Here is a 13,041-nt window from a genome sequence, read left to right on the forward strand (position 1 = left end):
TGTGACCGGCGGGAGTACGGCAGCGGCAGCGTACCCGGGCCCGAACGGAGCGGAAGCCCCGAGTCCGTACGGCCGCTTCCCCCCGGCGGGAGGAAGCCGGTCACGTTAGCCTGAACCGGACACGAGAGGAGGTGCGCGGCATGGCAGCAGGCGCCCCCCGGGTGTTCGTCTCGCATCTTTCGGGCGTGGCCGTCTTCGACCCGAACGGGGACCAGGTCGGCCGGGTGCGCGACCTCGTGGCGATGCTGCGCGTGGGCGGCCGGCCGCCGCGCGTCCTCGGACTGGTCGTGGAGGTCGTCAGCCGGCGGCGGATCTTCCTGCCCATGACCCGGGTGACCGGGGTGGAGTCCGGCCAGGTCATCACGACCGGAGTGATCAACATGCGGCGCTTCGAGCAGCGCCCGACCGAGACCCTCGTCCTCGGCGAACTGCTGGACCGGCGGGTGCGCCTGGTGGACGGGGACGAGGAGGTGACGGTGCTGGACGTGTCCATCACCCAGCTGCCGGCCCGCCGCGACTGGGAGATCGACAAGGTCTTCGTCCGCCGGGGCAAGGGCGGCGCGCTGCGCCGCAAGGGCGAGACGCTGACCGTCGAGTGGTCGGCCGTCACCGGCTTCTCGCTCGAGGAGCACGGGCAGGGCGCCGAGAACCTGCTGGCCACCTTCGAGCGGCTGCGCCCCGCCGACCTCGCCAACGTCCTGCACCACCTCTCGCCCAAGCGCCGGTCCGAGGTGGCCGCGGCCCTCGACGACGACCGGCTGGCGGACGTCCTGGAGGAGCTGCCGGAGGACGACCAGATCGAGATCCTGGGCAAGCTCCAGGAGGAGCGCGCCGCCGACGTCCTGGAGGCGATGGACCCCGACGACGCGGCCGACCTGCTCTCCGAGCTGCCCGAGGACGACAAGGAGCGGCTGCTGACGCTGATGCAGCCGGGCGACGCGGCGGACGTGCGGCGGCTGCTGGCCTACGAGGAGCGGACCGCGGGCGGGCTGATGACGACCGAGCCGATCGTGCTGCGCCCGGACGCGACCGTGGCCGACGCCCTGGCCCGGGTCCGCAACCCCGACCTCTCCCCCGCGCTCGCCGCGCAGGTCTACGTCTGCCGGCCGCCGGACGAGACGCCGACGGGCAAGTACCTGGGCACCGTGCACTTCCAACGGCTGCTGCGGGACCCGCCGTTCACGCTCGTCGGCTCGATCACCGACACCGACCTGCGGCCCCTGGCGCCGGACACCCCGCTGCCCGCCGTCACCAGCTACCTGGCCACGTACAACATGGTCGCCGCGCCCGTCGTGGACGAGAGCGGCTCGCTGCTGGGCGCGGTCACCGTCGACGACGTCCTGGACCACCTGCTGCCCGAGGACTGGCGCGAGACGGAACTGCACCACGGCGCGCTGGGCATGAGCGACATCCGGGAGGCCACTCATGGGAAGCCGTGACCGCGGCCGGGACGCCGTGCCGACCGGGGCGGGGCTGCGCCCCGACCGGTCCGCCGAACGCGTGAAGGCGGAGTCGGCGGCCGTCCACCCGCACGGCCATCCGCATCCGCGCGCCCGGCTGGACGTGCCGCGGGTGAAGCGGCGCGGCTGGCTGCCGGAGTACGACCCGGAGGCCTTCGGCCGGCTCTCGGAGCGGATCGCCCGGTTCCTGGGCACCGGGCGCTTCATCGTCTGGATGACCGTCGTCATCATCGTCTGGCTGGTGTGGAACACCACGGTCCCGCACCATCTGCGGTTCGACCCCTACCCGTTCATCTTCCTGACGCTCGTGCTGTCCCTGCAGGCCTCGTACGCCGCGCCGCTGATCCTGCTCGCGCAGAACCGCCAGGACGACCGCGACCGGGTCAACCTGGAGCAGGACCGCAAGCAGAACGAGCGGTCCATCGCCGACACCGAGTACCTGACCCGGGAGATCGCGGGGCTGCGCATGGGCCTCGGCGAGGTGGCGACGCGGGACTGGATCCGCTCGGAGTTCCAGGACCTGGTCAGGGAGCTGGAACAGCGGCGCGTATTCCCCCGGGAGAGTGAGGAAGCCGACCGCTGAAGGCCTTTCCCCGGGGCCCGTACCGGGCCGTACCATCAGACCTATGGCTACCGAAACGAACGGCACCGCCGCCCCGGGTGAGGACGCGATCCGCGCCGCGCTCGCGACGGTGAACGACCCCGAGATCCAGCGACCCATCACCGAGCTGGGGATGGTCAAATCGGTGGAGATCGCGGCCGGCGGTGCGGTCGCGGTGGCGGTCTACCTGACGGTCGCCGGCTGCCCCATGCGGGACAAGATCACCTCGCTGGTGCAGGAGGCGGTCGGCCGCGTCGAGGGCGTCACGGGCGTCACCGTCGAGCTGGACGTGATGAGCGACGAGCAGCGCCGCGAGCTCGCGGCCTCGCTGCGCGGCGGACAGGCCGAGCGCGAGGTCCCGTTCGCCAAGCCCGGCTCGCTGACCCGGGTGTACGCGGTGGCCTCCGGCAAGGGCGGCGTCGGCAAGTCCTCGGTGACGGTCAACCTGGCGGCCGCCATGGCCGCGGACGGGCTGAAGGTGGGCGTCGTGGACGCGGACATCTACGGCCACTCCGTGCCGCGCATGCTGGGCGCCGACGGCCGGCCCACCCAGGTCGAGAACATGATCATGCCGCCGTCGGCGAACGGCGTGAAGGTCATCTCGATCGGCATGTTCACCCCGGGCAACGCCCCGGTCGTCTGGCGCGGCCCGATGCTGCACCGCGCGCTGCAGCAGTTCCTCGCGGACGTCTACTGGGGCGACCTGGACGTGCTGCTGCTGGACCTGCCGCCGGGCACCGGCGACATCGCCATCTCCGTCGCCCAGCTGGTGCCCAACGCCGAGATCCTCGTCGTGACGACGCCTCAGCAGGCCGCGGCCGAGGTGGCCGAGCGGGCCGGTTCGATCGCCGTGCAGACGCACCAGAAGATCGTCGGCGTCGTGGAGAACATGTCCGGGCTGCCGTGCCCGCACTGCGACGAGATGGTCGACGTGTTCGGCACGGGCGGCGGCCAGCTGGTCGCCGACGGGCTGACCCGCACGACGGGCACCAACGTCCCGGTGCTGGGCTCGATCCCGATCGACGTCCGGCTGCGCGAGGGCGGCGACGAGGGCAAGCCCGTCGTGCTGACCGACCCGGAGTCGCCCGCGGGCAGCGCGCTGCGGGCCATCGCGGGCAAGCTGGGCGGCCGCCAGCGCGGGCTGTCCGGCATGTCGCTGGGCATCACGCCGCGCAACAAGTTCTGACGGCACGGACAGCAGTAAGGGGCGGCCTCCCTTGAGGCCGCCCCTTACCGTTCCGCGTACGCCGTGATGTCCTTGATCACCGAGAAGCCCATGCCGTACGCGCTCATCCCCCGGCCGTACGCACCCAGATGGACGCCGCCCTCCTCGGGCGAGCCGGCCAGCACCCAGCCGTACTCGGACTCCCGGTAGCGGAACTCCGTCGGCACCCCGTCCACCGGCAGCGAGAGCGCCGTCCACGGGGCCTCGTCCATGTGGTCGGCCAGCTCCCAGGCGAGGGCCGTCTGCTGGTCGAGCCAGTCCTGCCGCAGGGCCCGCTCCATCTGTGCGGGCCAGGTGCAGGACAGCAGGCCCGAACCCGCCAGCCAGGCGGCCGAGGAGACCGAGGTGGCCTCCAGCACGCCCGTGCCGTCGGCGCTGCGCCGCACCGGGCGGCCCGCGACGGTCACCACGACGGCGAAGCGGCGGCGCTCCGCCCCCGGGACGGCGCGCCCGGTGCGCAGCAGCGAGGGCTCCTCGCCGTGGCCCGTGGAGCCGTGCTCCACGGTGCCGTCGGCGGCGGCGCCGACCTGCATCAGCCAGCGCCGGCCCGTATGGGCCTCGTCCAGTCCGTACCAGGGGAAGGCCGCCATCAGATAGCCGTCGACCGGACGCCGGGTGCCGGACGCACCCTGTGGGCCGTCGTCGGCCGAACCGGTGCCCTGTGCCACTGCCCGACTCGTCGTCTCCATCTGCGCCGCGCCTCCTCGTAGCCCCGTCGACCGGGACGCCTGCCCACCGCGGGCGGCTGCTCCCAAACAAAGGGAGGATAGCCACCTGCGTCAATGGGGCCCCGGATGCGCGGGCCGCGCGGTTCTAGGTGGCGTCGGCGTCGAAGGGGGGCCGTTCGCCCGGCTGGAGGCGCTCCTGCGGCTTGTGGAGGTCGGGCTTCTTCGTCAGATCGGGGCCGCCCGCGGCGGCGGGGACGTCCGTACGGCCGTGCACCGCGTCGGTGATCTCGCCCATCTCGGACTTGAAGTCGAAGCCGTTGCGGATCTCCTTCAGCCCCAGCTCCTCGTTCTCCATCACGTGCTTGCGGACGAACGTCTTGGGGTGCAGGTCCTGGAACTCGAAGTCCTTGAACTCCGGGCCGAGCTCGGAGCGGATGTCCTGCTTGGCGTTGTCGGAGAACTCCCGGATCTTGCGCAGCGTGCGCGACACATCCTGGATCACCTTCGGCAGCTTGTCCGGGCCGAAGATGAGCACCGCAAGGACGACGAGCGAGACCAGCTCGAGGGGTCCTATGTCGAGCACGTTGCAGCTCCTTGATGCGTCGGTGGCCGAGGATGCAGGCCGCCTATCACGGTACCTGGCCGGAAGAGGTGGGTGGGAGACGCCTCGGCCAACAACAGGCCAAGGGCCGGGGCAGGGGGCCGGCGGGTCAGCCGGAGCCGGCCGAGCCCAGGGTCAGCGCGGCCGTGTGCGCGCGCCCGTCGCGTTCGACGGTGAGCCGGAGGCGGTCGCCGGGGCGGTGGCTGCGGACCTTGACGATCAGCTCCTGGCCGTTGTGCACCCGGACCCCGTCCACCGCCCTGATCACGTCGCCGGCCCGGATGCCCGCCTTGTCGCCGGGGCCGCCGGGGGTGACGGGCGGGCCGTCGGCGCCCTTGGTGTTCACCCGGGCGCCGTCACCCGTGTAGGCCATGTCGAGGGTCACCCCGATGACCGCATGGGTGGCACGGCCGGTGTTGATGAGCTCCTCGGCGACGCGCCTGGCCTGGTTGACGGGGATGGCGAAGCCGAGGCCTATGCTGCCGCCCTGCGCGCCGCCGCTCTGCCCGGGCTCGCCGGAGGTGCCGCCCGCGGAGCGGATGGCGCTGTTGATGCCGACGACCCGGCCCGCGGAGTCCATCAGGGGGCCGCCGGAGTTGCCGGGGTTGATCGCGGCGTCGGTCTGCAGGGCGTCGACGTAGCTGATGTCGGTGCCCTCCTGCTTCCCGCCCGCGGTGATCGGGCGCTCCTTGGCGCTGATGATCCCCGTGGTGACGGTGCCCGGGAGGTCGAAGGGGGCGCCGATGGCGACGACGGAGTCGCCGACGCGGACGGAGTCGGAGTTGCCCAGCGGCAGCGGGGTGAGGCCGGACACGCCGGACACCTTGACGACGGCCAGGTCGTAGCCGCTGTCCCGGCCGACGACGGTGGCCCTGGCGGTCTGGCCGCCGTTGAACGTCACCGTGATGGATCCGTTCTGCCCCGCGGGCTGCACCACGTGGTTGTTGGTGAGGATGTGGCCCTGCTTGTCGAGGACGAATCCGGTGCCGGTGCCGCTCTCGCCGCTGCCGCTCACGTGGAGGGTGACCACGCCCGGCAGGGCCCGGGCGGCGATCCAGGAGACGCTGCCGGGTGCCCGGTCGGCGGGCCGGTCGCCGGCGGCCGTCTGCGGCAGGTTCAGGGTGCGCCCGAAGCCGTCCCGCTGGAGCCAGGCCCCGACGCCGCCGCCGACGGCGCCCGCGACGAGCGCCACGAGCACGGCCCCGCCGACGATCCGCCGACGGCGCGCCGAGGACCCGGCGGCGGACCGCTGCCCGGGCACGACGGCCCAGGGGTCGTACCGCCACGGCCCGGGCGTCCAGGACGCGGGCGTGCCGTGGGGATCGGGTGCGTGCGCCGGGCCGCCTGACGGTGCGTCAGTGATGGGCGAGCTCTCCGGACCGGGCGTCCCGGACGCCGAAGTCGCGGGCTCGGGATGCGCGTCGGCCGTACGGGCCGCAACCGGCCCGTACGGCACGGCAGTCGGCTGCGCCGGGACGACGGCCTCGAGGTGCGCGGCGCCCTGGCCGGGTGCCGCATCCGGCTGCGCCGGGGCCCCGGCCGTGCGGGACGGCGGCTGCTCGCCCGGGGCGGCAGTCGGCTGGGACGGGATCGTGGGGCGGGGGTACGCGGCCTCGAGGGCGCCCTTCGTGGTGCGCGGCGCAGCCGATTCCGCCTGGTCCATCGTGTTTCCCCCACTGTCCCGCCCTCAGGGCCCGCCGTCCGGGGAGGATTCTTCCAGGTCCCGGAGGGCCCGCGGACCGGGCCCCGGGGCGATGGCGGGAATCAGCGGGTGGCGTGCACGGGGAGCGAGGCGCGCGCCAGCGGCGGGAGGACCGGGGCGCCGGACGGGCGCAGCAGGGCCGCGCTGAAGGCCGGCTGCGGTGCCGCGTAAGGGTCGTTGTCCGCGAAGCGGCCCGGCGCCAGGTCCGGCGTCATGTTCAGCGAGGTCGTCGTCACGCCCGGGTCGCCCGCGCGGGCCCGCACCGGGTCGGCCGGGGTCTCCAACGGCTGGGCGCCGACCAGTGCGAGGGCCGCCAGCGACACCGCTCCGGCCGCCGCGAACGCGAAGCGGCGGCGGGTGCCGCTGCCGCGCTCGACCTCGTGGATCCGGAAACCGCTGTCACGGGGCTGTGGGGCGACGGCCGGGAGGAGGGTGAACGCCGGCCCGGGGAGAGCGCCGAAGCCGGCGGCTTTTCCCTGGCCGCCGGCGCCCCGGTCGGAGTCTCCGCCCTCGCTGCCCGGCAGGCCCTGCAGCCGGGCGAGCAGCCCTGCGGAAAGTGGCGGAGGCGCTGCCTCCGCGAAAACGCTCTTGAGCCGGCGCTGCGCGTCGGCTTCCGCTTTACAGGTGCGGCAGGTCGCGAGGTGCGCGAGCACCCGCTCCCGGGACTCGTGCCCCAACTCCCCGTCGACCAGTGCCGCGAGACGGTCGCCGAGGTGATGCTCGGCGGGGGACTGACCGCCTGAACCGGTCACGCGATCCCGACCTCCCCACTCAGCTGGACTCCGGGGGCCACCCCTGCCGGCTCGCGCCGCTCGGCCCGGGCGGCGGGCGACCGGTGCTGAAGCGCCTTGCGCAGGTGGGAGCGGCCGCGGTGGATACGGCTGCGCACGGTGCCGAGCTTCACGCCGAGCGTCGCGGCGATCTCCTCGTAGGACAGGCCCTCGATGTCGCAGAGCACGACCGCCGCCCGGAACTCCGGGGCGAGGGTGTCCAGCGCCTGCTGGACGTCCGCGTCGAAGTGCGTGTCGTTGAAGTGCTGCTGGGGCGACGGCTCCCGGCTGGGGAGCCGCTCCGCCGCGTCCTCGCCGAGCGCATCGAAGCGGATGCGCTGCCGGCGACGCACCATGTCGAGGAAGAGGTTGGTGGTGATGCGGTGCAGCCACCCCTCGAACGTCCCCGGCGTGTACGTCGACAGCGAGCGGAAGACGCGGACGAAGACCTCCTGCGTGAGGTCCTCGGCATCGTGCTGATTGCCCGTGAGGCGATAGGCGAGGCGGTAGACCCGTGCGCTGTGCGTGCTGACGATCTCCTCCCAGCTGGGAGGAGTCCACGCCTGCGCATCCGCATCGGCGGTGAACGTCGCGGTGGCTGCGGTGGGAGAACTGTCAGCGGTGTAGGTCACGGATTTCGGCTCGGCGGCGGACCTGCGGAAGCGCCTCAGCACTCCCCGGCGGTCTCCGCCCGCAGCCGCACCTCCCCTGTCGGCTCTGGTGGTGTCCAGTGGAGCCCCTACCATATCCACCTCGCCCGTTAGCTCCGGATAAGCTTTTTTGACCCGCTTTTTGGCCTTGACCTGGAGTGATCCCCTCGTCACCGGACCGTGCCGGCCGGCGCCGGGATCCGGCCACCGCCTTCCACCTCTCCCAACGCCCGGTCCCATCTGCGGGTTCCCGTGGGCAGCGGATACAGTCACGGGTGCGTCGACCACGGGGACAGGAGAGGGCCATTACCGGCAACCGGCAGACGAGCTGGGCGTTCGCCGATGCGTTCGTAGCCGAGGACGAGGCAACGCGCTGGGCCCGGGACCGGGCCCGGGAGGCGGGCCTCCGCTCGGTGTCGTCCGGCACCGGCGCTGCGCTGCGCCTGCTCGCCGGTGCGGCGGACGCCAAGGCCGTCGCCGAGATCGGCACCGGTACCGGGGTGTCCGGTATCCATCTGCTGCACGGCATGCGGCCGGACGGCGTGCTGACCACCGTGGACAGCGACCCGGAGTGCCAGCAGTTCGCCCGTCAGGCGTTCCGCGCGGCCGGTTTCGCCGGCAACCGGGCGCGGTTCATCCCCGGCCGCGCCCTGGAGGTGCTGCCGCGGCTCGCCGACGGCGGGTACGACCTGGTCTTCTGCGACGGCGACCGGATGGAGTCCCTGGACTATCTAGCGGAATCGTTGCGCCTGCTGCGCCCCGGCGGACTCGTCTGCTTCGAGGGCGTCTTCGCGGACGGCCGCACGGTCGACTCGACCGTGGCGCCTCCGGCGGAGGTGCAGCGGGTGCGGGAACTGCTGCGGGCGGTACGGGAGTCGACGGTGCTGATGCCGTCGCTCCTCCCGGTGGGGGACGGACTCCTCTGCGCCGTCCGGCGCGGGTAGCGCCCCGAAGGGGCGCGGGGAACTGCGCGACAAGCCACCGACGGCCTGCAGTCGACGCACCACCCCAGGGGTCCGGGGCGCAGCACCTGGGGGTACCCCCAGCGGTAGCTGGGGGAGTACTTCGACTGCGGGTGCGTCGTGGTTGCTCGCGCAGTTCCCCGCGCCCCTGACGGGGCGCCCCGGAAAAACACCACTGCCCCGCGCCGGAGGCGACAGGGCAGTGGGGGGATTGTGGGCCGTCGTCAGACGGTGACCTTCTCCAGGGCCTCGCCGAGAGCCTTGGCCTCGTCAGGGGTCAGCTCGACGACGAGACGACCGCCGCCTTCGAGCGGAACCCGCATGACGATGCCCCGCCCCTCCTTGGTCACCTCGAGCGGGCCATCGCCCGTCCGCGGCTTCATGGCCGCCATGCTCGTTCCCCTTCCTGAAACCAGCTCGTCGCAGCCGACAACCCAGGTGTCACCGGCATCGAACACATTGCTTCCAGGCCATTATCCCGCATCGCGCGACCCAATGACCAACATCGGTCCGCATCCCTTCGACAACGCCCTCCCGCAAAACCACTCAATTCGGGGATCGGGCCATCGCCCTGGCCCCGGGCTGCGCCCGTACACGGAGCCGATTCTTTGATGCAGGTCACATATCGGCTGCGGATGATCTCCGGCATGCTGAGCCCCGCAGACGCAGCAGCCGAGAGGGAGGGATCCGCACCATGGCCGACGCCGTGCTCTACGAGGTGGCCGACGGGCTCGCGACGATCACACTGAATCGCCCCGACGCCATGAACGCGCTCAACACCGAGACCAAGTGCGGTCTTCGGGACAGCCTGCAGCAGGCCGCGGCGGACCCCGCCGTGCGGGCCGTGCTGCTGACCGCCACCGGGCGGGCGTTCTGCGTGGGCCAGGACCTCAAGGAACACATCGGCGCACTGGCCGCCGACCGCGAGCACGGCACGGCGACGGCCATGTCGACCGTCGCGGAGCACTACAACCCGATCGTCTCGGCCATCGTGCAGATGCCGAAGCCGGTCGTGGCGGGGGTCAACGGCGTGGCCGCCGGCGCGGGCGCGGGCTTCGCGTTCGCGGCCGACTACCGGGTCGTCGCGGACACCGCGTCCTTCACGACCTCCTTCGCCGGGGTGGCCCTCACCGCCGACTCCGGCGTCTCCTGGACGCTGCCCCGCCTGATCGGCCACAGCCGCGCCTCGGACCTGCTGCTCTTCCCGCGCACGGTGAGCGCGGAGGAGGCCCGCGAACTGGGCATCGCGAACCGGGTCGTCCCGGCGGCGGAACTGGCCGCCGAGGCGGAGGCCGTGGCCCGGCGCCTCGCCGGGGGGCCGACGGTCGCCTACGCGGCGATCAAGGAGTCGCTCACGTACGGGGCAGGGCGCCCTCTCGGCGAGGCGCTGGCCAAGGAGGACGAACTCCAGACGCGGGCGGCCGCGGCGGAGGACCACCGCATCGCGGTGGAGGCGTTCGTGAAGAAGGAGAAGCCGAGGTTCTTGGGGCGCTGAGCCGGGGCGCCCCGTAGGGGCGCGGGGAACTGCGCGACAAGCCACGACGCGCCCGCAGCCGAGGAACCCCGGGGCTGCGCCCCGGACCCCTGGGGTAGTGCGTCGACTGCGGGCCGGTGAGGGCCGTTCGCGCAGTTCCCCGCGCCCCTTACGGCGCGCCCGGCTACGCCGCGCGCGCCGCGCACCCGGCCAGGTGGTCGTTCACCAGCCCGCACGCCTGCATGAGGGCGTACGCCGTCGTCGGGCCCACGAAGCGGAAGCCCCGCTTCTTGAGGTCCTTGGCCAGGGCCGTCGACTCCGGTGTCACCGCCGGGACGTCCGCGCTCGTGCGCGGGGCGGCCCGGCGGCCCGAGGGCGCGTACGACCACACCAGGGCGTCCAGCTCACCCTCCCCCAGCTGCGCGGCGACCCGCGCGTTGCCGACCGCCGCCGCGATCTTGGCGCGGTTGCGGATGATGCCGGGGTCGGCGAGCAGCCGCGCCTCGTCCTCCTCCGTGAAGGCCGCCACCTTCGCGACGGAGAAGCCCGCGAAGGCCGCGCGGAAGCCCTCCCGGCGGCGCAGGATCGTCAGCCACGAGAGCCCGGACTGGAAGGCCTCCAGGCATATCCGCTCGAAGAGGGCGTCGTCGCCGTGGACCGGGTGGCCCCACTCGGTGTCGTGGTACGCGCGGTAGTCCGCCATGGACTCCGCCTCCAGGCCCCACGGGCAGCGCCGCAGCCCGTCCGGCCCGACGACCGTTCCGGATCCGCTCACGACCGTCCCTCCTCCTCGCCGGACGGCGCCCGGCGCTCGCGCTCGATGGCCGCGGCCTGGGCGCCCGCCAGCGCCGCCTCCAGCTCGGCGATGCGCGCGTCCCGCTCGGCGAGCTCGGCGCCGAGCCGGTCGAGCGCGTCGTCGGTCTCGGTCATGCGGTAGCCCCGCAGGGCCACCGGCAGGCGCAGCGCCTCGACGTCCGCCCTGCCCAGCGGCCGCTGGGCGGGGAACGGCCGGAAGGCCGCGTCGGGCCCGGACTCGGGCAGCGCCCCGCCCCCGCCTCCCCCGGCGACGGCGAGGGTGACCGCGGCGACCACCACGACCAGCGCGATGAGCAGGAACCAGAACACGAACGTCTCCCCGTAGTCCTCCGTCAGCCGAACCGTCCACTCCGATCGTGCCATGCCGCACCGACAGCGACAGACAGCTAAGGTCGCTGCCGGACCTTGGAGAGGGAGTTGGGAAGATGCTGCGGCTGGGACGACGCGAGTTCGGCGCTCACGAACCGGTGATCATGGCGATCGTCAACCGGACCCCGGACTCCTTCTACGACCAGGGCGCCACCTTCCGCGACGAGCCCGCGCTGGCCCGCGTCGAGCAGGCCGTCGCGGAGGGCGCGGCCATCGTGGACATCGGCGGGGTCAAGGCCGGTCCCGGCGAGGAGGTCACCGCCGAGGAGGAGGCGCGCCGCACGGTCGGCTTCGTGGCGGAGGTCCGCCGGCGCCACCCCGACGTGGTCATCAGCGTGGACACCTGGCGGCACGAGGTGGGCGAGGCGGTCTGCGAGGCGGGCGCCGACCTGCTCAACGACGCGTGGGGCGGCGTGGACCCGAAGCTGGCCGAGGTCGCGGCCCGGTACGGGGCGGGCCTGGTGTGCACGCACGCGGGCGGCGTCCAGCCGCGCACCCGCCCGCACCGGGTGGTCTACGACGACGTGATGCAGGACATCCTCGACGTCACGCTCGGCCTGGCCGAGCGCGCCGCCGCGCTGGGCGTGCGGCGCGACGGCATCCTGATCGACCCCGGGCACGACTTCGGGAAGAACACCCGGCACTCGCTGGAGGCGACCCGCCGGCTGGGCGAGATGGCGGAGACGGGCTGGCCGGTGCTGGTCTCGCTGTCCAACAAGGACTTCGTCGGCGAGACGCTCGACAAGCCGGTCAAGGAGCGGCTGCTGGGGACGCTCGCCACTACGGCCGTCTCCGCGTGGCTGGGGGCGCAGGTGTACCGGGTGCACGAAGTCGCCGAGACGAAGCAGGTGGTGGACATGGTGGCCACCATTGCCGGGCACCGGGCACCTGCGGTGGCCCGGCGCGGGCTCGCCTGACGGGGCGCGGCGGGCAGGGGCGTTACGTCCCCGCCTCCTTCGTCACCACCTCGATCGCCTCGTCCACGTCGTCCGTGATGTGGAACAGCTGCAGGTCGGCCGCGCCCGCCTTGCCCTGGGCGATGAGGGTGTCCCGCATCCAGTCGACCAGGCCCCGCCAGTACGCGGTGCCGAACAGGACGATCGGGAAGCGCGTCACCTTCTTGGTCTGGACGAGGGTGAGCGCCTCGAAGAGCTCGTCCAGCGTGCCCAGTCCGCCGGGCAGGACGACGAAGCCGCTCGCGTACTTCACGAACATCGTCTTCCGGACGAAGAAGTAGCGGAAGTCGACGCCCAGGTTCACGTACGGGTTGATGCCCTGCTCGAAGGGCAGCTCGATGCCCAGGCCCACGGAGATGCCGCCGGCCTCCATGGCGCCCTTGTTCGCCGCCTCCATGGCGCCGGGGCCGCCGCCCGTGATGACGGCGAAGCCGGCCTCGACCAGGCCGCGGCCGATGGCCACCCCGGCCTTGTACTCCGGGGTGCCGCGCCGGGTGCGGGCGGAGCCGAAGACGCTGATGGCGGGGGGCAGTTCGGCGAGGGCACCGAAGCCCTCGACGAACTCGGACTGGATGCGCAGCACCCGGAAGGGATCCTCGTGCACCCAGTCCGCGGTCCCGCGGGTGTCCAGCAGATGCTGGTCGGTGGTGCCCGCCTGCATCTGGCCGTGGCGTCTGACGACCGGCCCCCGGCGCTGTTCCCGCTGTGCGCGCGTCCCTTCGGGGTTGACCATGCGTACGCTCCCTCCGCTGCGGATCGTTGCTGTTCAGCGTAGGCCCACCCGGGA

General features: G+C 73.1%; 15 protein-coding genes. 6 read left to right on the plus strand and 9 right to left on the minus strand.

The window, feature by feature from the left end; translation table 11 throughout:
* Positions 1–140 precede the first annotated feature (140 nt).
* Genes ACMATS_RS13680 through ACMATS_RS13690 form a run of 3 tightly spaced genes read left to right on the plus strand, consistent with a single transcriptional unit; the run spans position 141 to position 3,247 of the window.
* Complete coding sequence (locus ACMATS_RS13680; RefSeq protein ID WP_390776377.1) at positions 141–1,439, plus strand: magnesium transporter MgtE N-terminal domain-containing protein; 1,299 nt, start codon at positions 141–143, stop codon at positions 1,437–1,439.
* The gene (locus ACMATS_RS13685) at positions 1,426–2,043 is read left to right on the plus strand and encodes a DUF1003 domain-containing protein (protein WP_390776376.1); all 618 of its coding nucleotides are present in this window, start codon (positions 1,426–1,428) and stop codon (positions 2,041–2,043) included. Before ACMATS_RS13680 ends, ACMATS_RS13685 begins: the two co-directional genes overlap by 14 nt.
* Before the next feature lie 43 nt (positions 2,044–2,086).
* On the plus strand, positions 2,087–3,247 hold the full coding sequence (locus ACMATS_RS13690; protein WP_390776375.1) for an Mrp/NBP35 family ATP-binding protein: 1,161 nt from the start codon (positions 2,087–2,089) through the stop codon (positions 3,245–3,247).
* 44 nt (positions 3,248–3,291) lie between these two features.
* Here the strand turns inward: ACMATS_RS13690 and ACMATS_RS13695 are convergent, their stop codons facing one another.
* The 5 genes from ACMATS_RS13695 to sigE all read right to left on the minus strand — a co-directional run bounded on the left by ACMATS_RS13695 (position 3,292) and on the right by sigE (position 7,773).
* Positions 3,292–3,975 (minus strand): hypothetical protein, encoded by a 684-nt coding sequence (locus ACMATS_RS13695; protein WP_390776374.1) that lies wholly within the window; start codon positions 3,973–3,975, stop codon positions 3,292–3,294.
* Between the two features lie 124 nt (positions 3,976–4,099).
* Positions 4,100–4,537, minus strand: coding sequence for a sec-independent translocase (locus ACMATS_RS13700; RefSeq protein ID WP_171087408.1), 438 nt, complete (start codon positions 4,535–4,537; stop codon positions 4,100–4,102).
* Between the two features lie 127 nt (positions 4,538–4,664).
* Positions 4,665–6,218, minus strand: a complete 1,554-nt coding sequence (locus tag ACMATS_RS13705; RefSeq protein WP_414168030.1) for a trypsin-like peptidase domain-containing protein — start codon at positions 6,216–6,218, stop codon at positions 4,665–4,667.
* Positions 6,219–6,319: 101 nt separating this feature from the next.
* Entirely contained in the window at positions 6,320–7,009 is a 690-nt protein-coding gene (locus ACMATS_RS13710; RefSeq protein ID WP_414168031.1) for a zf-HC2 domain-containing protein, read from the minus strand.
* Positions 7,006–7,773 (minus strand): RNA polymerase sigma factor SigE, encoded by a 768-nt coding sequence (gene sigE / locus ACMATS_RS13715; RefSeq protein WP_171087405.1) that lies wholly within the window; start codon positions 7,771–7,773, stop codon positions 7,006–7,008. Before sigE ends, ACMATS_RS13710 begins: the two co-directional genes overlap by 4 nt.
* A gap of 179 nt (positions 7,774–7,952) precedes the next feature.
* Between sigE and ACMATS_RS13720 the strand changes: the two genes are divergently transcribed.
* Positions 7,953–8,621, plus strand: coding sequence for an O-methyltransferase (locus ACMATS_RS13720; RefSeq protein WP_390776371.1), 669 nt, complete (start codon positions 7,953–7,955; stop codon positions 8,619–8,621).
* Between the two features lie 242 nt (positions 8,622–8,863).
* On the opposite strand, the gene ACMATS_RS13725 is transcribed toward ACMATS_RS13720, so the two are convergent.
* Positions 8,864–9,031 carry a DUF3117 domain-containing protein gene (locus ACMATS_RS13725; protein ID WP_003985072.1) on the minus strand — a complete coding sequence of 56 codons (168 nt, stop codon included), beginning with the start codon at positions 9,029–9,031 and terminating at the stop codon, positions 8,864–8,866.
* A 302-nt stretch (positions 9,032–9,333) separates the two neighbouring features.
* Here ACMATS_RS13725 and ACMATS_RS13730 point away from each other — a divergent pair, with 302 nt between their 5' ends.
* Positions 9,334–10,134 (plus strand): enoyl-CoA hydratase-related protein, encoded by an 801-nt coding sequence (locus ACMATS_RS13730; RefSeq protein ID WP_414168032.1) that lies wholly within the window; start codon positions 9,334–9,336, stop codon positions 10,132–10,134.
* 163 nt (positions 10,135–10,297) lie between these two features.
* On the opposite strand, the gene ACMATS_RS13735 is transcribed toward ACMATS_RS13730, so the two are convergent.
* Positions 10,298–10,888: a DNA-3-methyladenine glycosylase I gene (locus ACMATS_RS13735; RefSeq protein ID WP_390776369.1), complete on the minus strand. Its 591-nt coding sequence runs from the start codon at positions 10,886–10,888 to the stop codon at positions 10,298–10,300.
* Positions 10,885–11,292: a hypothetical protein gene (locus tag ACMATS_RS13740; protein ID WP_390776368.1), complete on the minus strand. Its 408-nt coding sequence runs from the start codon at positions 11,290–11,292 to the stop codon at positions 10,885–10,887. The genes ACMATS_RS13735 and ACMATS_RS13740 overlap by 4 nt, the downstream gene beginning before the upstream one ends.
* A 62-nt stretch (positions 11,293–11,354) precedes the next feature.
* Between ACMATS_RS13740 and folP the strand changes: the two genes are divergently transcribed.
* On the plus strand, positions 11,355–12,215 hold the full coding sequence (gene folP / locus ACMATS_RS13745; protein WP_391152514.1) for a dihydropteroate synthase: 861 nt from the start codon (positions 11,355–11,357) through the stop codon (positions 12,213–12,215).
* 22 nt (positions 12,216–12,237) lie between these two features.
* Here the strand turns inward: folP and ACMATS_RS13750 are convergent, their stop codons facing one another.
* Positions 12,238–12,987 carry a TIGR00730 family Rossman fold protein gene (locus ACMATS_RS13750; RefSeq protein ID WP_390776366.1) on the minus strand — a complete coding sequence of 250 codons (750 nt, stop codon included), beginning with the start codon at positions 12,985–12,987 and terminating at the stop codon, positions 12,238–12,240.
* Positions 12,988–13,041 lie beyond the last annotated feature (54 nt).

The organism is Streptoverticillium reticulum, from assembly GCF_047456005.1.
In the GTDB taxonomy this organism is placed as follows: Bacteria; Actinomycetota; Actinomycetes; order Streptomycetales; family Streptomycetaceae; genus Streptomyces; species Streptomyces reticulum.